This is a genomic window from Pseudomonas sp. GM102 (genome assembly GCF_000282555.1).
Classification (GTDB): Bacteria; Pseudomonadota; Gammaproteobacteria; order Pseudomonadales; family Pseudomonadaceae; genus Aquipseudomonas.
On the sequence record NZ_AKJB01000123.1, the window covers coordinates 31,776 to 50,227 of the forward strand.

An 18,452-nucleotide genomic window follows, 5' to 3' on the forward strand; every position below is an offset into this window, starting at 1 on the left:
CCCCAGTGGTATTCGCAGCCGATGTTGCGAGTGGATGACCTTTTACAAAAACAAAAAAACAGGAACATCTCCATGAAAATAGCCAACCAGCGGCTCTGCCCGTTGCCGGTTTCCAGCCTCGCTTGCGCGGTCAGCGCAACGGTCCTGCTGAGCCTCTCGACGCCATCGCAAGCCTTCCAGATCGACACCGGCAATCCCGATCTTTCGGCGAGTTGGGACAATACGATCAAGTACAGCAACGCCTGGCGCGTGAATAAACTCGATCACAAGGTCGCGGTCGGGCCGGGCACGGCCAACAGCAATCCCAACCTGGACGATGGCGACCGCAATTTCGATCGCGGGCTCATTTCCAATCGCCTGGATCTGCTGTCCGAATTCGACATCAAGTACAAAGACGTCGGTGCCCGTCTCAGCGCGGCGTCCTGGTACGACAATGTCTACAGCCACGACAACGATAACGACTCACCCGGCACCGCCAACTCCGTAAGCGTCGATCACGATGAGTTCACCAGCGACACCCGGCGCATCCACGGCCAACGTACAGAAATCCTCGATGCCTTTGTCTACGGTTCAAAGGAAATCGGCACCACCTCGTTGTCCGGGCGCTTGGGGCAGTTCACGCAGATCTACGGCGAAAGTCTTTTCTTCGGCGCCAACGGCATTGCCAATGCGCAGTCCACTGTCGATCTGGTGAAGCTGCAGTCGGTGCCAGGTTCTCAGTTCAAAGAGATTCTGATGCCGACCAAACAGGTCTCGGGTAACTGGCAGCTGAACGATACGGTCAGCGTCGGCGCCTACTACCAATTCGAGTGGAACAAGACCCGCCTTCCCGCAGCAGGCAGCTACTTCAGTGGTGCGGACTTTGTGGGTGAGGGCGGGGAGCGGGTGTTCTTCCCGACCGGCGAACTGCGCCACGGCAAGGACATAGACGCCAGGGATTCAGGACAGTTTGGTGCACAACTGAAGTTCGCCGTCGAGGACTGGGAGTTCGGCCTGTACGCCGCGAAATATCACGAAAAGACCCCGGTGTTTTACTTCCGTCCGGCCGCGCTGGTACCGGGGGCAAATGACACGTTCGTCAACGTTTATCCCGAGGACGTCAAAGTGTTCGGGGCGAGTTTCAGCACCTTGGTGGGCGAAGCCAACATTGCCGGTGAAACCTCGATCAGGCTCGATACGCCGCTCGCGGGCGTCGGCGGAACGATCATTACCGGTATGGATGCCGACAACGATTCGAACCCGGCGTACCCCATTGGCCGGTCTTGGCATGCCCAGGTGTCGATGGTCAATGTCTACGGTGGATCCGCGCTGTGGGACGGTGCTTCGCTCGTCGGTGAACTGGCGTTCAACCGTCGTTTGAGCGTGACCAAAAATGCCGATCAGCTGGACCCCAACACCACGCGCGATGCGTTCGCACTGCGCTTCACCTTCGAACCTCAGTACTTCCAGGTTTTCCCCGGCATCGACGTTCAAGCCCCGATCACCGTGGGTTACAACCCGTCCGGGCGCTCTTCCGTCACGCCTCAGGCATTCGGCCCGGAACACGGCGGTGATCTGACCTTGGGTCTCAAGGCCGATTACAAGAAGCAGTGGTATGCCTCGCTGACCTACACCAACTTCTTCGGAGAGGCCGGGCCGGTCATCAACTCCGCTAACTCATTCACCTACCAGCAAAACATGAAAGACCGGGATTTCGTGGCGTTTTCGATCCAGCGAACCTTTTAAGCAAAGAACAGGCGGGCCCTGATAATGACAAAAATTAAACTGCTGTTGCTTTCCACCCTGTCGATTTCAATCTGTGCCAGCACTGCATTCGCGGCGGTGAGCCCTGATGAGGCGGCGAAGCTCAAGACTACCTTGACGCCCATGGGCGCCGAAAAGGCCGGCAATGCCGATGGCTCCATTCCCGCCTGGACCGGCGGGCTGACCAAAGAGGTAGCCGGGGCAAAGTCGGGCGATATGCCGGTCGATCCGTTCCCGGGTGAGAAGCCGGTGCTGCAGATCACCGCGAAGAACGCGGCGCAGTACGCGGACAAGTTGAACGAAGGGACGAAAGCCTTGCTGGCGAAATACCCCGACACCTTCCATCTCGATGTGTACCCGACCCATCGCACCGCTGCGGCGCCAGACAGCGTTTATCAAAACACCTTCGCTAACGCTACCCGCTGCAAGACCACCAGTAATGGCCTGTCTATCGAGGGCTGCTACGGCGGTATCCCGTTCCCGATTCCGAAAACCGGCAACGAGGTCATCTGGAATTTCCTGCTGCGGGTCGAGGCCGAATCCATTCAGATGGGCTATGCCAACATCATCGGCAATGCGGACGGAACCCGGACGCTGGCCAGCCGTGGCGTCGAGAACTGGCAGTACCCGTATTACTTCAAGGATGGGGCCGTGGACAAGTGGTCGGGGCAGTATGCGCTGCTGCGGTTCTTGACCAATGAACCACCGTTCAAGGCCGGCGAGTCGCTGGTGACGCACGACAGCGTCAACGCCCAGGAACCACGGGAAGCCTGGCAATACCTGGTCGGCCAGCGTCGCGTGCGCCGCGCGCCCACCGTGGGTTATGACACCCCGGACTTCGTTGCCTCGGGCGCCAACTACTTCGACGAGGTGCATGGCTTCATCGGTCATCCCGATCGCTATGACTGGAAACTGGTTGGCAAAAAAGAGCTGTACATCCCTTACAACGACAACAAGTTCAACGCCGAAAAACGCGATGACGCCTTTATGGCGAACCATCTCAATTCGGACAAAGTGCGCTGGGAGCTGCATCGCGTCTGGGAGCTGGAAGCCACTGTCGCCTCGGGCAAACGTCACGCTGTGCCCAAGCGCAAATTCTTCATCGATGAAGACAGCTGGACGGTCTCGCTGGTCGATGGCTACGACGCCGAGGGCAAACTGTGGCGCGTGTCCCAGGTGCTGCCATTTGTTGTTCCCTCCATTCCGGCTGTAGTGGTGAAACCGGTGGTGATCTACAACCTGCAAGCCAAGACCTACAGCGTGGTGCAAAGCCTGAACGGCGAAACCTATAGCGTTATCCCGCGCAAACCCGAGAACTTCTTTACCGGTAACTCGGTAGCGTCCGGGTCGGTGCGCTGAGCCTCGCAACAGCGTATTCAAACTTGTGTTCCAGGGGCGCGGTGTCACTGACATCGCGGCCACTGAACCGCATCATCGAGGCTCGCCAATGCGTACTCAAACACCCAGGCTTGTACATAAATATCCGCTCAAGGCGTTGATGTTGAGCGTGTCGATCATGACGGCGCTCACCGGCACGGCTGCGGCGGCACAACCCGATGGATTGCCGGCGACGCCTGCGATCACCAGCGCCATGGCCGCCCAATCGGTCATGCTCAGCGTTGCTCGGGCAGGGCAACGACTGGTGGCCGTCGGCGAAAGAGGTTTCATCATCATCTCTGACGACAATGGCACGACCTGGAAGCAAGTCAGCTCCCCGGTCAGCATGACGCTGGTCAAGGTTCGCTTCATTGATGAGCGCCAAGGGTGGGCGGTCGGGCATGCCGGGGTTGTCTTGCACAGCCAGGACGGTGGTCTGAGCTGGAGCAAACAGCTGGATGGCGTCCAGGCGGCCGAGATCGAATTGCAGGAAGCCAAGCGCGGCACCGATGAACAAATGGCTCAAGCACAGCAACTGGTCGATGACGGCCCCGACAAACCGTTTCTGGATGTGCTTTTTCTGGACGCCAGAAACGGCTGGGCGGTGGGCGCTTATGGCCTCGCGTTTGTCACCCATGACGGTGGGCTGAGCTGGCAATCCATCCGTTCCCGTCTCGATAACCCGAACGGATTGCATCTCTACAGCATCGAGCGGATGGGGGCGGATCTGTTCGTCGCCGGCGAGCAAGGCACGCTGTTGCGCTCAAGTGACGAGGGACAAACCTTCGAGGCGCTGGCATCGCCTTATGAGGGCACGACCTTCGGGCTTCAGGCGACCGGCAGCGGTTCGATTCTGGCGTTCGGACTTCGAGGCAAAGCCTTCGAGTCCGGGGATCGCGGGGCAACCTGGCAACCCCTCGACACGTTGCAGCCCGTCACATTGACCAGTGGCCTGCGGCTTGACGATGGCTCGGTACTCCTCGCCGATGAGTCGGGCAGAGTGCTGCGCTTTGCCGACGGCGATAGCAAAGCCGTTGTCCTGCAGATCCCCAAAACCAGTTACTTCACAGGCATGGCGCAAGCCGCGAACGGTGACCTGATCATCAGTAGCGCGCGTGGCATGCTGTCGTCCGCGTTTGCAGTCGAATCGCCGGAGCACGATCAATGAACAGCTTTACTCGTTCTGCCGAGCCTCTCATCGTCCCTGAACCGGATGTATTCGATCCTTCCTCCGGCACGCTGGTGGAACGGCTGTTGTTCAATCATCGCAGCATCGTGTTGAGCATCTGCGTGTTGCTTAGCCTGGTGCTCGGCTATCAGGCGTTGAGTTTGAAGCTCAATGCCGCCTTCGAAAAAATGATCCCGACCGATCACCCGTATGTGCAGAACTACCTGAAAAATCGTGGCCAGTTGGGCGAGGGCGGCAACACCTTGCGGATTGCGATCGAGGCCAGGCACGGCAGCATTTTTGATGCCGCCTACCTTGAGACGGTCAAGAAAATCAACGACGAGGTATTTTTGCTCCCCGGTGTCGACCGGTCTTACATGAAGTCCCTGTGGACCCCGGCGACCCGCTGGATCGGCGTCACCGAGGAGGGGTTCGACGGCGGGCCGGTGATACCGGACGATTACGACGGCTCTGCCAAAAGCCTGGATCAGGTGCGGCAGAACGTTGAGCGATCGGGAGAGGTGGGGCGGCTCGTCGCCGCCAATTTCAAGTCCAGCATCGTGCTATTGCCGCTTCAGGAAACCGCCTCCGACGACGGTCAGCCGCTCGACTACAACGCACTCTCAAGCCGTCTGGAGCAGATTCGCGCGCAATACGAAACCGACAACATCAAAATTCATATCACCGGCTTTGCCAAAGTCGTTGGCGATTTGATTGACGGCATGCGGCAGATGCAGCTGTTCTTCGCCGCGACGCTGGTGATGTGCGGCATCGTGCTGTTCTGGTACACCCGTTGTGTGCGCAGCACGTTGCTGGTGCTGCTGTGCTCGATCATCGCTGTTGTCTGGTTGCTGGGATTGCTCCCCACCCTGGGCTTTGATCTGGATCCGTATTCGATCCTGGTGCCGTTCCTGGTGTTTGCGATCGGGTTGAGTCATGGCGCGCAGAAAATGAACGGCATCATGCAAGACATCGGGCGCGGTGCCGACAAGTTGGTGGCGGCACGCTTCACCTTTCGCCGGCTGTTCTTGACCGGTCTGATGGCGCTGGTGGCAGACGCCGTGGGTTTCGCTGTGCTGATGATCATCAAGATTCCGGTGATTCAGGATCTTGCGGTCACCGCGACGATTGGCGTGCTGGCGCTGATTTTCACCAATCTGATTCTGTTGCCGATTCTGTTGTCGTACACCGGTGTCAGCAAAGCGGCGGCACAGCGCGAAGCGGCGAACGACAAGTTCTCGAAACTGGATGCCCATCACGCCCGGCATCCGTTTTGGGCGTTTCTGGATCGCTTCACTGAACGCAAGTGGGCGAGCGGTGCAATCATCGTCGCCCTGATGCTTGGGGTGGCCGGGTTTGCCGTCAGCCTGCAGGTGAAGATCGGTGACTTGAATCCCGGGGCACCGGAACTGCGTCCGGAGTCGCGCTACAACAGCGACAATCGCTTCATGGTCAGCAACTTTTCCGCCAGCAGCGACAAGTATGTGGTGATGGTGAAAACGCCCCAATACTACTGCGCCAACTACCAGACACTGGTGTCCGTCGATGCGCTGGAAGCGCAGCTTCAGCAGTTGCCGGGCGTGGTCTCGACGACGTCATTGGCGGCACTGAGCAAGCAGGCCGCAGCGGGCATGAACGAAGGCAGCATGACCTGGTATGAGATACCCCGTAACCAGGGGCTGTTGAATGCAATCATCACCCGTGCGCCGCGAGAGTTGTTCAACCAGAACTGCGACCTGCTGACGGTGTACGTCTACCTCAAGGACCACAAGGCTGACACGCTCACCAGTGTGGTCCAGACCGTCGAGCAGTTTGCGGCGATCCATAATACCGATCAGATCCAGTACCTGAATGCCGCGGGCAACGCCGGTATTGAAGCGGCCACCAATATCGTGGTGAAACGTTCAAACGTGCAGATGCTGTTCATGGTGTACGCGGCGGTCATCGCCCTGTGCTTCATCACCTTCAGGTCGTGGCGAGCGGTGGTGTGTACGGTGTTGCCATTGATGCTGACTTCGATTTTGTGCGAAGCCTTGATGGTGGGCCTGAACATCGGTGTCAAAGTGGCAACCCTGCCGGTGATCGCACTGGGTGTCGGCATCGGGGTTGACTACGCGCTGTACATACTCAGCGTGACACTCACAAACCTGCGCAACGGCTCAAGCTTGTCCGATGCCTATTACCTTGCGCTTCTTTCTACAGGCAAAGTGGTCGTCATGACCGGCATCACGTTGGGTGTCGCGGTGACGACCTGGGTACTGTCGCCCATCAAGTTCCAGGCCGACATGGGCATTCTGTTGGGCTTCATGTTCATCTGGAATATGGTGGGGGCGTTGGTGCTGGTTCCGGCACTTGGACACTTCCTGCTCAAGCCAAAGCCACTGCCTGTGGCCGCGTGAAAAGTCCTGGCGAGCGGGCAGGACCTGTGGGAGCGGGCTTGCTCGCGAAGGCGGTGTGTCAGGCGACATCAAGGGTGCCTGTGTCGCCGTCTTCGCGAGCAAGCCCGCCTGCGTCCGCTTATTGGTTTAAATCGTTTCCAGCGAAAGCAACTCATCGAATGTTTGACGACGACGAATCACGGTGACCGAGTCGCCATCCAGAAGCAGTTCCGGTATCAACGGCCGGCTGTTGTAATTGGACGACATGCTCGCGCCATAGGCGCCGCAATCATGGAACACCAACAGGTCATCCACTTCCATGTCAGGCAGCAACTGATGACTGATTTCGCCATTGCTCTGTTGAGTGAACACGTCGCCAGCCTCGCACAACGAACCGGCAACCACTGTTTCTCGCCACGGCGCATCATGGGGCGAAGGGTTTTTCTGGAGAGCGGTTATCTGGTGGTAACTGCCATACATGGCCGGCCGCATCAGATCGTTGAAGCCCGAATTGACCAGCACGAAGTGATTCGTACCGACATCCTTTTTTGCCCTGACCTGGGTCACCAGGCAGCCCGCTTCGGCGACCAGAATGCGCCCCGGTTCAATCTCGAGTGTTACGCCGTGTCCGAGGTGCTCCTCGATCTGGCGACGTGCCAGATCCCAGATCCTGTAGTACTCGGCAATGTCGATCTGTGGGGCTTCTTCGCGGTAGGCGACCGGTAACCCGCCACCCGCCGAGATTGCCTTGATGTCGAAAGGGCAGCGCAGCACCTGCTCGACCATGCTCGAACAAACCCGCTGCAGATGCTCGTAGTCGACACCGGAGCCAATGTGCATGTGTAGCCCCACTAGCTCAAGGTTGTAGGTTTCGATCAGTTGGTAACAGACGTCCAGGTTTTCATGCCAGTTTCCATGTTTGCTGCTCTGGCCTCCGGTGTTGGTTTTTCGACTGTGGCCGTGCCCAAACCCCGGATTGATCCGTAACCAGACTTTATGCCCGGGGCTCGCTTTCCCTAGCTGTTCAAGCATTTGCGGTGAGCCTGCGTTCACCGGGATGTTCAGTTCGATAACACGTTGCAGCGTGGCTTCATCCAGTACATCGCAGGTGTACACGATTTGCGCATGGTCTCCGTCGTTACGAAAACCGGCCCTGTGGGCCCTCTCGATTTCGCCCAGGGACACCGCATCGACGACAGCCCCCAGGCTCTTCATCAATTTGAGTATGTGGATGTTGGGATTGGCTTTCTGCGCGTAGCGAATCACATCGAATGCACGCATCTGCTCGACACGGCGGCGAATTGAGTCGGCGTCATACAACCAGAACGGCGTGCCGTATTCGTGAGCCAATTGTGTGAGCAGCAAAGGATTGATTTTTTTCACAGTGATACACCTGGATCAAAGAAGAGGAGGGCTGAGTTCGTACCAGACACAGGCCTTCCTGGAAGGCTCGAGCACGTTCCCTCGAAGTACTTTGCGCGATCAACGATAAAGGTCTGCCGTCGCCGTGAAAAAGGCACCGATGGGGGCTCTTGGGGAAGAGTGAAAGTTGTCTTGGTTAACTTGTCGGGCAAGTGTAGGCACTTTGCCGCTACCGTAAAAATATCATTTCTTTGGGGCTGTATTTCAAATCTGATATACCCCAATGGCAGACGGAATTTCTGCCCATGCTATGCTCGCCGGCGCTTTTTGAATGGATTCAGGCCGAGCCTGCCTTGGGGGATAGAGTGCGATTCAGTTTCAGGCAAGTCGAAATTTTCTGGGCGATCATGACCACCGGGAGTGTTACCAAGGCCGCCGCACTGCTCAAAACCTCACAGCCAACCGTCAGTCGTGAGATCGCTCGATTCGAACACGTGCTGGGGCTCAAACTGTTCGAACGCACACAGGCGCGTTTGCAGCCAACCGCTCAGGGGCTGAGTCTGTTTGAAGAGGTGAAAACTTCCTACTACGGACTCGAACGCATCCACAACGCCGCGCAATCGATCAAGAACTTCCAGACCAGCTTGTCGATCGCCTGCCTGCCTGCTTTTTCCCAGAGCCTGCTGCCTTACGTGTGCGGACGGTTCATCAATGCTTATCCCGACGTCAATATCAACATTACCCCTCAGGAATCCCCTCTACTGGAAGAGTGGATGACCGCCCAACGCCATGATTTCGGACTGACCGAGAACAGCGAAACACCCGCAGGCACCCGATGCGAAAACGTCTTCACCGGCGACGAAGTGTGCGTGCTGCCGCCCAATCATCCGCTATGCAGTAAAAAGGTGATCACCCCCCAGGATCTGGCGAGTATCAATATGGTCAGCTTGTCGGGCCAGGATCCTTATCGGATCATCCTCGACAGGATACTGACTGACGCACAGGTCAAATGTCGCACAGTGATCGAGACTCACAGCGCCGCAGCCGTCTGCTTTTTTGTTCAACAGAACGTCGGCGTCGGCATCATCAACCCACTGACTGCCTTGAGTTTTGCTGATCAAACCGTATGCATGCGGCGGTTTTCCGTTTCGATCCCGTTTTCTATCAACCTCATCACACCGCTGTACCGGCCTCAGACATCCGTCGCTACCTCCTTCATCAATGAGCTGAAGCTGTGCGCGGATGATTTGCACCAGCAACTTCGTACGCTGCTGGCCTAGGGAACCTGCGAACCAGCCGCCAGACAGGCTGACTGGCGGGTTACGTACAAACCTCCCGCACACATTCGCGCAGCCACCGATGCGCTGAGTCGGCATCCATGCGTGGGTGCCAGAGCATCGAAATGGTGATCGGCGGCAGCTCGAACGGAAGATCAAAACTGTGCAGGCCGGCGCGCAGGTTCCGGCTGTGTTGCGCGGGCACGGTGGCGATCAGGTCGCCGGCGTGAGCCAGCGCCAGCGCGGCCGAAAAGCCACCGACGATGGTGGTGATCTCGCGCTCCAGCCCCAGCACTTCCAAGGCTTCATCCATCGGCCCCTTATCGAGCCCGCGTCGTGAGACCAGGATGTGCCTGCCAGCGGCATAACGGGAGGCGCTGACCTCACCCTGACTCAGCGGATGCCCCGTGCGCACGACGCCGATGAAATGATCTTCGAACAACGCCCGGGTGCGCACTTCCGGGCTCGTCGTGCCGCCGACCACACCGGTTTCCAGGTCGACGGAACCGTCGCGAAGCGCGGCGCTGTCCTTGCTCAGCTTCTGCACAAAGTGCAGGCGCACGCCGGGTGCTTGTGCACTGACGCGGGCAATCAGCGCCGGGCCGAAGTTTTCGACGAAACCGTCGCTGGTGCGCAGCGTAAACGTCCGGACCAGTTGTTTGAGATCAAGCTGTTCGGCGGGGCGTAAAACGGCTTCTGCGTCTTGCACCAATCGACTGACCTGTTCGCGCAGTTCGAGTGCTCGGGGTGTCGGCACCAGCCCGCGTCCGGCCCGGACCAGCAGCGGGTCGCCCGTCGTTTCGCGCAATCGCGCCAGTGCCCGGCTCATGGCCGAAGGGCTCAGGCGCAGTCGTTGTGCGGCGCGTGCGACGCTGCCGGCGGTGAGCAGCGCATCCAGGGTAATCAGCAAATTCAGGTCGGGAGTCGTCATGACTCAACGTTAGCACGGCGTGCGGGTGACATGGCGTTAAACGCAACTATCAAGTGCAAGTGGTGCGCCTTCCGCCATGTCATGCACGGGCATACGCTGCTGATCTACCTTTCAGATGTGGCCAAACCATGAAACTCAGCACTCAATCACGCTCGGTCCGCTGGACGCTCGCGAGCCTTTCGCTGTCGATGTTGATGCCTTCGCTCGACACCAGCATCGCCAATGCCGGCTTGGCGACGTTGGCCCAGGCGTTCGACGCTTCCTTTCAGGAGGTGCAGTGGATTGTTCTGGCGTATCTGCTGGCGATCACCACACTGATTGTCAGCGTTGGACGACTCGGTGACCTCGTCGGTCGTCGGCGTTTGCTGCTGACGGGCATCGGCATTTTTACCCTGGCATCGCTGGCGTGTGGTGTGGCGCCGTCGCTTGGGTGGCTGGTCGGCGCCCGGGCGGTGCAGGGGCTCGGGGCGGCGATCATGTTGGCGCTCACCGTGGCGTTTGTCGGCGAGACGGTGCCGAAAGCGCAGGCTGGCAGCGCCATGGGATTGCTTGGCACGATGTCGGCGGTCGGCACCACGCTGGGGCCGTCGTTGGGTGGAATGTTGATCGCAGGCGCAGGCTGGCAGGCGATTTTTCTGATCAACGTGCCGCTGGGTGTTCTGAATATCTGGCTTGCGTATCGCTATTTGCCGGCGGATGCACCGCAGGCAAAAGCGCGGCGGACGGGTTTCGACAAGACAGGCACGTTGCTGCTGGGCTTGACGCTCGCGGCGTATGCGCTCGCCATGACGAGCGGGCAGGGTGAGCTGGGGCCGCTCAACATGGCGCTGCTGCTGACGGCTGTTGTCGGCAGCGGAATTTTCATATTCGTCGAGGCCAGGGTTGCCTCGCCATTGATCAAATTGGCGCTGTTCCGCGAGCCGGGATTGAGCGCGAGCCTGGCCATGAGCACGCTCGTTTCGACGGTGATGATGGCGACGCTGGTGGTCGGGCCGTTTTATCTTTCGGGGGCGCTTGGGCTCGGCACGGCACTTGTCGGTTTCGCCTTGTCGGTGGGGCCGTTGGTGGCGGCGCTGAGCGGTATGCCGGCCGGCCGCCTGGTGGACCGTTTTGGCACTCGGCGCATGACCCTTCTCGGGCTTGTCGCAATGGCACTCGGAACGGGGGCTTTATCGATAATGCCGGCGGGTTTCGGCATCCTCGGTTACCTCACGCCCATCGCGGTGATCACTGCCAGCTATGCTTTATTTCAGGCGGCCAACAACACCACGATCATGACCGACGTCCGACCGGATCAGCGCGGCGTGATTGCCGGCATGCTCAGCCTGTCGCGCAATCTCGGGCTGATCACCGGCGCCTCGGTCATGGGCGCGGTGTTTGCCTTTGCCTCGGCGACGGCAGACATCACCACGGCATCTCCCGCCGCCATCGCCAACGGTATGCAAGTAACGTTTGCCGTCGCCATGCTGTTGATCGTCCTGGCCCTTGCTGTCGCGTTGACGCTGCGAGTTTCACACTGCTGCACTGCATGCAGTAATGAACTGCAGTGAAGCTGTATTGTTCACGTGAAATCGAATACCGATACTTCCCCACATGGCGCAGATGGGCTGCGCTGAAGTGAAGGAGTCAGGCAATGGTTTCTGTCGTTCGTATCGCACACACCGGCGCACCTGAGGTGATGACCATCGAGCAGGTGACGGCGCGTGAGCCGGGGCCGGGTGAAGTCTGGCTGGAGCAGGATGCGATTGGCGTCAACTTCCTGGATGTGAGTCAGCGCAAGGGCGCCGTACCGCTGCCATTGCCGTCGGGGCTGGGCCTTGAAGGGGCGGGCCGGGTTGCCGCCATCGGCGCGGGGGTGAGTAACGTCAAGGTGGGTGATCGGGTGGCGTACGCAACGGGGCCTGTTGGCGCCTACGCCAGTGCGCGATTGTTTCCGGCCGAGCGGCTGGTGCCGATTCCAGACGCATTGACGGCTGAAGAGTCCGCCGCGGTGTTGTTCAAAGGCATTACCGCGCAATACCTGCTGAAGACGACGTATCCGGTCGGCCCCGGCACCACCCTGGTTCTGTATGGCGTGGCAGGCGGCCTCGGGCAGATCATGGCGACGTGGGCCAAACATTTGGGAGCTTTTGTCATCGGCATTGTGTCCCGGGCCGAGAGTGTCGAGACAGCCAAGGCGCTGGGTTGCGATGCGGTGCTGGTGTTCAATGCCCAGACACTCGCCGCGGATGTGGCGCAGATCACCCACGGCAAGAAAGCCGATGTGGTCTACGATCCCATCGGGCGGGTATCGTTCGACGCGTCGCTCGACTGCTTGCGACCGCGCGGGTTGATGGTGTCTTTTGGGGCATCTTCCGGGGCGCCGACGGCGGTCGAAGTGGCCACGCTCAATGCCAAGGGCTCGTTGTTCCTGACCCGTCCTTCACTCGCCGCGCACACCACGGATATCGCCGAATACCGGCAACGGGCCGCGGATGTACTGGCGGCGGTCGAGGCGGGCATAATCAAGCCCGGCATCTGGGGCCGCTATGCGTTGGCCGATGTTGCCAAGGCCCATGCCGATCTGGAAGGTGGGCAATCTCGCGGAGCGATCGTCCTCAAGCCCTGATCGTCTGTTACCTGAAAAAAAAGAGTGTTTTGTGAACCCACTGGACAGCCGCCACATCGATGAAATTGCAGCGCTTCTTGCGGTCGCCTCGGCGCATTCGTTCGTCGCCGCCGGACGGTTGCTGCAACGCCATCCGACGGTGATTTCAAAGCGCCTGGCGGCCATGGAAAAGCGCTTGGGTGTGCGGCTGATGGAGCGCACGACGCGACAGGTGCGGTTGACCGATGCCGGCAACCGTCTCGTCGAACGCCTGCGCTCCGCCACGGGGTTGATCATCGAGGCTGAACAGGAAGCGTCGCTGGGCGCGGCGCAAGTTCGTGGCGTCCTGCGCCTGGCTTTTCCCGCCGCGATGGGGCGCCTGTGGCTGGCGTCGATGTTGCCGGAATTTCTGGCGGCTCATCCGCTGGTCTCCATCGAGGTGGATTACAGCGATCGTGTCGTCGACATCATTGGTGAAGGATTCGATGCAGCGATTCGTATTGGCGAATTGAATGACAACCGCCTGGTCGCGAAGAAGCTCAGCGATCATCGCCGCATTCTCTGCGCTTCACCGAGTTACATAGAACAGCATGGTTTACCGGCCAGCCCGAAACAACTGACCGAGCACAATTGCCTGGGCTTTACCGGCCTGGCGGCGTTTCCTGAATGGCGCTTGTCGAAGGGGGATCGGCAGGAGAGGGTCATCACCAGGGGCACCTTGACCTCGAACGACGGCGAGGCGTTGCTCGCCGCGGCCAAGGCCGGCGTCGGTATTTTGGGTGCCGGCGAGTGGCTGATGAGCCGGGAGATCGCCAACGGCCAGATGGTGCGCGTTCTGCCGGAGTGGGACCTGGATGCCCAGGGCGGGATTTATCTGGTGCGAGCATCCGCCGCGTTCACACCGGCGACGCTCATGGCATTCAAGGAATGGCTTGAGGCAAGATTTGCGCAAGGGCCGCCTTGGGCCAACCCTGCAAATACACCATGCGCCACTCCCACTTAAGTGCGACTCTTCACTCATGCCTACCTTTGTGGCGAGCGAGCTTGCTCGCGCTGGGCTGCGTAGCGGCCCCAAAATCTGACAACAATTACCGATTTTGGTGAGTGCTACGCACTCAAGCGCGAGCAAGCTCGCTCGCCACAGGTTTCTCACTGACTCAAGAAGGTATTTTGTGGCATCCCCAGCAGGCCGGTCAGGGTGTTGATGATCGCTTGTTGCCGCGCACGGTCTGTCTGGTGCACGGCTTCTGCGGCGGCGACATCGGCGTCGCAGTGAGGGCAGGTCACTTCGTGCGCATGGATGTACTGCAAGCAGCCGCGACACAGCGCCAGTTGCGGTGGAATACGTCCTTCGTCCGGCGATTTCTGGCCCTGGTTTGCCCAGGCCAGCTTGATCACCTGGCCGCTGTCGCTGACGCTGCTGACCGTCTCGCCGGTATCGATGCGTTCGGTGATCAGGTCAAAACGTCCGACGGCGAAGGACGTCTTGGCCGCGTCTTCGAGTTTGACGATGCGCTCGCGCAGCCCGCGTTTTTGCAGGTCCAGCGCGCGGTAATGGCAGTAGGGGTTGTTGCCGGGTTTGCCAAGCAGAGAGTGCGACGTCCAGGTGCAGCCACCACGGCAGACGTCGTTGTAGTAACAGCTTCGGCAGTAACCCCACAGGTCTTCGACGCCGCGCAGTCGGCCAAAGTGCATCCCTTCGCTGTAGTGCCAGATATCGTGCAGGCTCATATTGCGAACGTTGCCGCCGGAAAACCCCACTGTTGCCAATGACGGGCAACCCTTGACGGTGCCGTCGGCCTCCAGCGCCAGCACAGTCTGGCCGGCGGCGCAGCCACTCCAATGCACGCGCTCGTCGCCGAAACCACGCCACATATGTTCATAAGGGCCGTAGTAACCAATGTTGTTGCCCACGTTCATCAGCAGGCCGCGGTCGACCCCTTCGCGATACAGACGCGCCAGCAACGGCATCACTTCCAGCAGTTGATAAGGCTGCAACAACAGCTCCGGGTGATCGACGGCATTGCCCATCGCGACCGTCAGCTGGATCTGCCAGTGAGTGGCGCCGAGGCCGATGATCAGGTCCATCAACTCAGGCAGATCGGGCAACGTGGCCGCGCCGATCTGTGTGTTGACGCTCACCGCAAGCCCGGACTGTTTGGCGCGTCGCAAGGTGTCTACCGCCTTGTCGAACGAGCCCGGAACATTGCGCACCGCATCATGCAGCGGGGCCAGTCCATCCAGTGAAACACCGACGCCATTGAGCCCGGCATCCACCGCTGCCTGCATCTTCGCCGGTGTCAGGTTGCGTCCACCGGTTTGTATGGCGCAATACATGCCGTGATCGTGGATGGCCTGGATCAGCTGCGTCCAGTCCTTGCGCAAATAGGCTTCACCACCGATCAGGGTGATCTCGCGGGTGCCAAGGGCGGCCAGGGAATCAATGACGTCCAGGCATTCCCGGGTGTTCAATTCATCAGGGCGTCTGTGGCCGGCGCGTGAGCCGCAATGCAGGCATTTGAGATCGCAGGCCAGGGTGATTTCCCAGACCACATGCACCGGCACGTAGCGTTTGAGGTCGGTTTCACTGAGGTAGCGGGCAGGGCGACTGTCTGACATGGAAAATCCTTGCGCACAACGCGTGCGCGGCACGAATCCATCGAAGTGTTCGCGCCTTCCTTGGGGCAGTGGCGCGACCGGATTTACCTGTTGAAGTTGAAAAGAACCCGGGCTCGGCTAATGCCAGTCAGTTAAGGACTGAACACCGCAGCCCTGTGGGAGCGAGCCTGCTCGCGATGGCGTTGGGTCAGCCAACGTTGGCGCTGAATGTACCGCCGTCATCGCGAGCAGGCTCGCTCCCACAGGTTGGGGCCAAGCCCGGCAATGTGGGTTAGCGAGCCTCCAGTCGGGCGATTTCAACGTTCAACTGGTCCAGCGCGTTGCGCAACGCACCGCTGTGGGCCAGTTGCTGTTCACCCTGGCTGACCACGGCCTTCAGTTGCGCCAGGTCACCGCTGGTTTGCGCTTGCTGGACCGCGACGGCGTAGAGCGGCACCGCATGGTGCGGATGCTCTGGGCGCACAATAACGGGAGCCTGGCTGACCGCTGCGTGTTTCACGTAATGCCAGTGGCCCTGTTCCTGGTACTTGTAGTCGGCATAACCGCTCGCCCAATCGCCGCCTAAAATGCCCTTCAAACCGAAGGTCTGGGCGATTTGGCTGAGAGGACCGCTCGGGCTGCCCGCCAGGGTGAGGATGATGTGGTTCTCCGCCGTCGGCACCAGTTTGGCCTCGGAGTACTCACCCCAGACACGGGCACGGAAGTTGAGGGGTGGGTAGGTGCTTTGGAAAATACTGGCAATCCCGCTGACTTTTTTCTTTGTGGTATCCACCAGCAGATCGAGGGTTAAAACCGGTGCGCCCAGCAGGTGATTACTGACATTGAGGCGGGTATGAAAAAGTCCGATTGACATGGTGCTGCTCCCTTATTTGTATTCAAGACAAGTCGGGCATGTGTCGTGGTCGAGTCAGCGGCGTTCCTGTCGGCTGATTTCTTCCTTGGCCGTTTCAAGCGCACTCTGCAGTTGGGGTTGCTGATCCAGTTGCTGCTGGGCCAGGCGCGACAGGTTTTTCATCTGGGCCAGGTCACCGCTGGCCATTGCACTTTGAATCGGTGCGGCGTACAGCGGCATGATTGGCGGATACGATGACTCCGGTGGAATCACCGGGCCGGGTTCCAACGGCAGCGGAGAGACGTGGGACGGAACCGCCTCAATGAGATGGGCGGGAGCATTGTTGACCTCGACCCACTGCTGCTGACCATTCAAGTACGAATAATTGGCGACGCCTTCTTTCCAGTCGGTGCCCACCACCAGTTGCAACTTGAAGTTCACGATGGAATTCGAGCCTGAGCCGCCGTGATTGCCTTGTGCGGTGATCAGGATTTTGCTGACGCCGGGTGACATGACCGTCAGGTAGGTGTATTCGCCCCAGACATCGGAATGCACATCCAGAGGCGGGTTGGTCGCCTGAGTGATTGCGGCGGTGCCGTTGACAGTCTCGTCAGGGGTAAAGACCAAAAGATTAAGTGCCAGACTTTGTGCACCCGGTGCCGAAGTACCAATTCGGTAGCCGAGCGGGAACAAACCGACAGGTTGTTGATTAGAACCAGACATGGTTATTGCCTCCATTGCAATAAGGGGAGCGGAAATAGCTGTTAGTGCTTTTCCAGGCGTGCGACTTCCTTGGCCAACTGCTCGTAAGCAGTACTTAGCTCTTTGTTTTCTGGTGTGGATGCATCGCGTTGTTTCAATAGCGTCTTCATTTCCGGCAGGCTGCCTGCCTTGATCGCGCTTTGGATGGCCACCCCATAGGGGGGCATGCTATGGCGGGTTGAACTGCTCATAACGATTCCTTCCGTGGTGTTTTGCGGGCACTGCTGTCATCAGCAGTTTTTGCAGTTAAGCAGGCGCGGATAAATATGCAATGGGCAACAGAAGAGTAATTTTTAATATTATTTTATTAATCGCGATGGGTTAGGAGGTGCTGTGTTCAATATTAAGTTTGGCGATGAAGGAAGTGCTGTTCACTTACTTCTTCATAAGCGTCAAATTCCTTATCGCCATATTCGTATCTGAAAAATCAAGCCAGGTAGCGCCGAAACCAGGCCAGTGTTCGGTCCCAGGCAAGCCTGGCGGCGGCATCATCGTATCGAGGCGTGGAGTCGTTATGAAAACCATGGTTAACGCCGGGGTAGATATAGGCTTCATAAGTCTTGCCGGCCGCTTTCAACGCCTGCTCGTAGGCGGGCCATCCTTCATTGATGCGCGTATCCAGTTCGCCATAGTGCAGCAGCAGCGGGGCTTTGATTCTGGGGACATCTTCAGCCTTTGGCTGACGGCCATAAAAGGGCACGGCGGCCCCTAATTCCGGATAGGCCACGGCTGCGGCATTGGCGACTCCACCGCCATAACAGAAGCCGGTGATACCGACTTTCCCGCGGGTGGCGTCGTGTTTCATCAGCCACTCGATGGCGGCGAAAAAGTCATTCATGAGCTTTTCCGGGTCGACGGTCTGCTGCAATTCCCGGCCTTTGTCATCGTTGCCGGGATAGCCGCCCACAGACGTCAGGCCGTCAGGGGCGAGTGCGATGAATCCCGCTTTGGCGAGGCGCCGGGCGACGTCCTCGATGTAAGGATTGAGCCCACGGTTTTCATGCACGACCACCACCGCCGGCACCTTGCCGGTGGCTTTGGCAGGGCGCACCCAATAACCACGAACCTGCCCGTGACCCTTGGGCGAGGGGTAGGTGATGTACTCGGCAATGATGTCCGGGTCGGTAAATTGCACCTGCTCGGCCAGCGCATAATTCGGGCTCAGGGCGGCGAGGAGGGCTGTGGCGGTCAAACCGCCAAAGGTGAACAGCGCCGCACGATCAAGAAACGCTCGCCGGTTGATTTTGCCGTGGGCGTAGTAGTCGTAGAGTTCGAGCAGTTCAGGGGCAAAGTCTTTCGCCGTGAGACGGTCCATCTGCGTGCTTCCTGTTGGTTGATCCGGATTTGGCTCGACGGCTTTTCGTAGGAGCCAGGCTTGCCGGCGAAGGCGTCCTTAAGAGCGCCTTCGCCGGCAAG

Annotated in this window: 15 protein-coding genes; 8 read left to right on the plus strand and 7 right to left on the minus strand. The window is 59.2% G+C overall.

Going from position 1 to position 18,452, the window contains the following annotated elements; translation table 11 throughout:
• Positions 1–72 precede the first annotated feature (72 nt).
• The 4 genes from PMI18_RS03390 to PMI18_RS03375 all read left to right on the plus strand — a co-directional run bounded on the left by PMI18_RS03390 (position 73) and on the right by PMI18_RS03375 (position 6,687).
• Entirely contained in the window at positions 73–1,725 is a 1,653-nt protein-coding gene (locus PMI18_RS03390) for a DUF1302 domain-containing protein (protein WP_007906497.1), read from the plus strand.
• Positions 1,726–1,749: 24 nt separating this feature from the next.
• The gene (locus tag PMI18_RS03385; protein ID WP_007906499.1) at positions 1,750–3,102 is read left to right on the plus strand and encodes a DUF1329 domain-containing protein; all 1,353 of its coding nucleotides are present in this window, start codon (positions 1,750–1,752) and stop codon (positions 3,100–3,102) included.
• An 88-nt stretch (positions 3,103–3,190) separates the two neighbouring features.
• Positions 3,191–4,288 carry a WD40/YVTN/BNR-like repeat-containing protein gene (locus PMI18_RS03380; RefSeq protein WP_007906501.1) on the plus strand — a complete coding sequence of 366 codons (1,098 nt, stop codon included), beginning with the start codon at positions 3,191–3,193 and terminating at the stop codon, positions 4,286–4,288.
• Positions 4,285–6,687, plus strand: a complete 2,403-nt coding sequence (locus tag PMI18_RS03375) for an efflux RND transporter permease subunit (RefSeq protein ID WP_007906502.1) — start codon at positions 4,285–4,287, stop codon at positions 6,685–6,687. The genes PMI18_RS03380 and PMI18_RS03375 overlap by 4 nt, the downstream gene beginning before the upstream one ends.
• A gap of 126 nt (positions 6,688–6,813) precedes the next feature.
• On the opposite strand, the gene lysA is transcribed toward PMI18_RS03375, so the two are convergent.
• Positions 6,814–8,049, minus strand: coding sequence for a diaminopimelate decarboxylase (gene lysA, locus PMI18_RS03370; RefSeq protein WP_007906503.1), 1,236 nt, complete (start codon positions 8,047–8,049; stop codon positions 6,814–6,816).
• Positions 8,050–8,279: 230 nt separating this feature from the next.
• Between lysA and PMI18_RS03365 the strand changes: the two genes are divergently transcribed.
• Complete coding sequence (locus PMI18_RS03365; protein ID WP_238542631.1) at positions 8,280–9,308, plus strand: LysR family transcriptional regulator; 1,029 nt, start codon at positions 8,280–8,282, stop codon at positions 9,306–9,308.
• A gap of 40 nt (positions 9,309–9,348) precedes the next feature.
• On the opposite strand, the gene PMI18_RS03360 is transcribed toward PMI18_RS03365, so the two are convergent.
• Positions 9,349–10,236, minus strand: a complete 888-nt coding sequence (locus tag PMI18_RS03360; RefSeq protein WP_007906505.1) for a LysR family transcriptional regulator — start codon at positions 10,234–10,236, stop codon at positions 9,349–9,351.
• Between the two features lie 128 nt (positions 10,237–10,364).
• On the opposite strand from PMI18_RS03360, the gene PMI18_RS03355 reads away from it, so the two are divergent.
• The 3 genes from PMI18_RS03355 to PMI18_RS03345 all read left to right on the plus strand — a co-directional run bounded on the left by PMI18_RS03355 (position 10,365) and on the right by PMI18_RS03345 (position 13,826).
• The gene (locus tag PMI18_RS03355) at positions 10,365–11,786 is read left to right on the plus strand and encodes an MFS transporter (RefSeq protein ID WP_007906506.1); all 1,422 of its coding nucleotides are present in this window, start codon (positions 10,365–10,367) and stop codon (positions 11,784–11,786) included.
• 83 nt (positions 11,787–11,869) lie between these two features.
• Positions 11,870–12,844, plus strand: a complete 975-nt coding sequence (locus PMI18_RS03350; RefSeq protein WP_007906508.1) for a quinone oxidoreductase family protein — start codon at positions 11,870–11,872, stop codon at positions 12,842–12,844.
• A gap of 31 nt (positions 12,845–12,875) precedes the next feature.
• Positions 12,876–13,826, plus strand: a complete 951-nt coding sequence (locus tag PMI18_RS03345; protein WP_007906510.1) for a LysR family transcriptional regulator — start codon at positions 12,876–12,878, stop codon at positions 13,824–13,826.
• A gap of 146 nt (positions 13,827–13,972) precedes the next feature.
• On the opposite strand, the gene PMI18_RS03340 is transcribed toward PMI18_RS03345, so the two are convergent.
• The 5 genes from PMI18_RS03340 to yghX all read right to left on the minus strand — a co-directional run bounded on the left by PMI18_RS03340 (position 13,973) and on the right by yghX (position 18,351).
• Positions 13,973–15,442 carry a GDL motif peptide-associated radical SAM/SPASM maturase gene (locus PMI18_RS03340; protein ID WP_007906514.1) on the minus strand — a complete coding sequence of 490 codons (1,470 nt, stop codon included), beginning with the start codon at positions 15,440–15,442 and terminating at the stop codon, positions 13,973–13,975.
• A 271-nt stretch (positions 15,443–15,713) separates the two neighbouring features.
• Entirely contained in the window at positions 15,714–16,295 is a 582-nt protein-coding gene (locus PMI18_RS03335; RefSeq protein WP_007906515.1) for a DUF1842 domain-containing protein, read from the minus strand.
• A 54-nt stretch (positions 16,296–16,349) separates the two neighbouring features.
• Positions 16,350–16,997, minus strand: a complete 648-nt coding sequence (locus tag PMI18_RS03330; RefSeq protein ID WP_007906517.1) for a DUF1842 domain-containing protein — start codon at positions 16,995–16,997, stop codon at positions 16,350–16,352.
• Between the two features lie 41 nt (positions 16,998–17,038).
• The gene (locus PMI18_RS03325; RefSeq protein WP_007906519.1) at positions 17,039–17,227 is read right to left on the minus strand and encodes a DUF1843 domain-containing protein; all 189 of its coding nucleotides are present in this window, start codon (positions 17,225–17,227) and stop codon (positions 17,039–17,041) included.
• A 236-nt stretch (positions 17,228–17,463) separates the two neighbouring features.
• Positions 17,464–18,351, minus strand: a complete 888-nt coding sequence (yghX, locus tag PMI18_RS03320) for a YghX family hydrolase (RefSeq protein WP_007906520.1) — start codon at positions 18,349–18,351, stop codon at positions 17,464–17,466.
• Between the last annotated feature and the right edge of the window lie 101 nt (positions 18,352–18,452).

Excerpts from the sequence above, each read along its gene's own strand:
- PMI18_RS03360 (WP_007906505.1), bottom strand. The coding sequence starts at position 10,236 with ATGACGACTCCCGACCTGAATTTGCTGATTACCCTGGATGCGCTGCTC.
- PMI18_RS03330 (WP_007906517.1), bottom strand. The coding sequence starts at position 16,997 with ATGTCTGGTTCTAATCAACAACCTGTCGGTTTGTTCCCGCTCGGCTAC.
- PMI18_RS03340 (WP_007906514.1), bottom strand. The coding sequence starts at position 15,442 with ATGTCAGACAGTCGCCCTGCCCGCTACCTCAGTGAAACCGACCTCAAA.
- PMI18_RS03325 (WP_007906519.1), bottom strand. The coding sequence starts at position 17,227 with ATGAGCAGTTCAACCCGCCATAGCATGCCCCCCTATGGGGTGGCCATC.
- PMI18_RS03350 (WP_007906508.1), top strand. The coding sequence starts at position 11,870 with ATGGTTTCTGTCGTTCGTATCGCACACACCGGCGCACCTGAGGTGATG.
- PMI18_RS03335 (WP_007906515.1), bottom strand. The coding sequence starts at position 16,295 with ATGTCAATCGGACTTTTTCATACCCGCCTCAATGTCAGTAATCACCTG.
- PMI18_RS03355 (WP_007906506.1), top strand. The coding sequence starts at position 10,365 with ATGAAACTCAGCACTCAATCACGCTCGGTCCGCTGGACGCTCGCGAGC.
- PMI18_RS03390 (WP_007906497.1), top strand. The coding sequence starts at position 73 with ATGAAAATAGCCAACCAGCGGCTCTGCCCGTTGCCGGTTTCCAGCCTC.
- PMI18_RS03380 (WP_007906501.1), top strand. The coding sequence starts at position 3,191 with ATGCGTACTCAAACACCCAGGCTTGTACATAAATATCCGCTCAAGGCG.
- PMI18_RS03385 (WP_007906499.1), top strand. The coding sequence starts at position 1,750 with ATGACAAAAATTAAACTGCTGTTGCTTTCCACCCTGTCGATTTCAATC.
- yghX (WP_007906520.1), bottom strand. The coding sequence starts at position 18,351 with ATGGACCGTCTCACGGCGAAAGACTTTGCCCCTGAACTGCTCGAACTC.
- PMI18_RS03375 (WP_007906502.1), top strand. The coding sequence starts at position 4,285 with ATGAACAGCTTTACTCGTTCTGCCGAGCCTCTCATCGTCCCTGAACCG.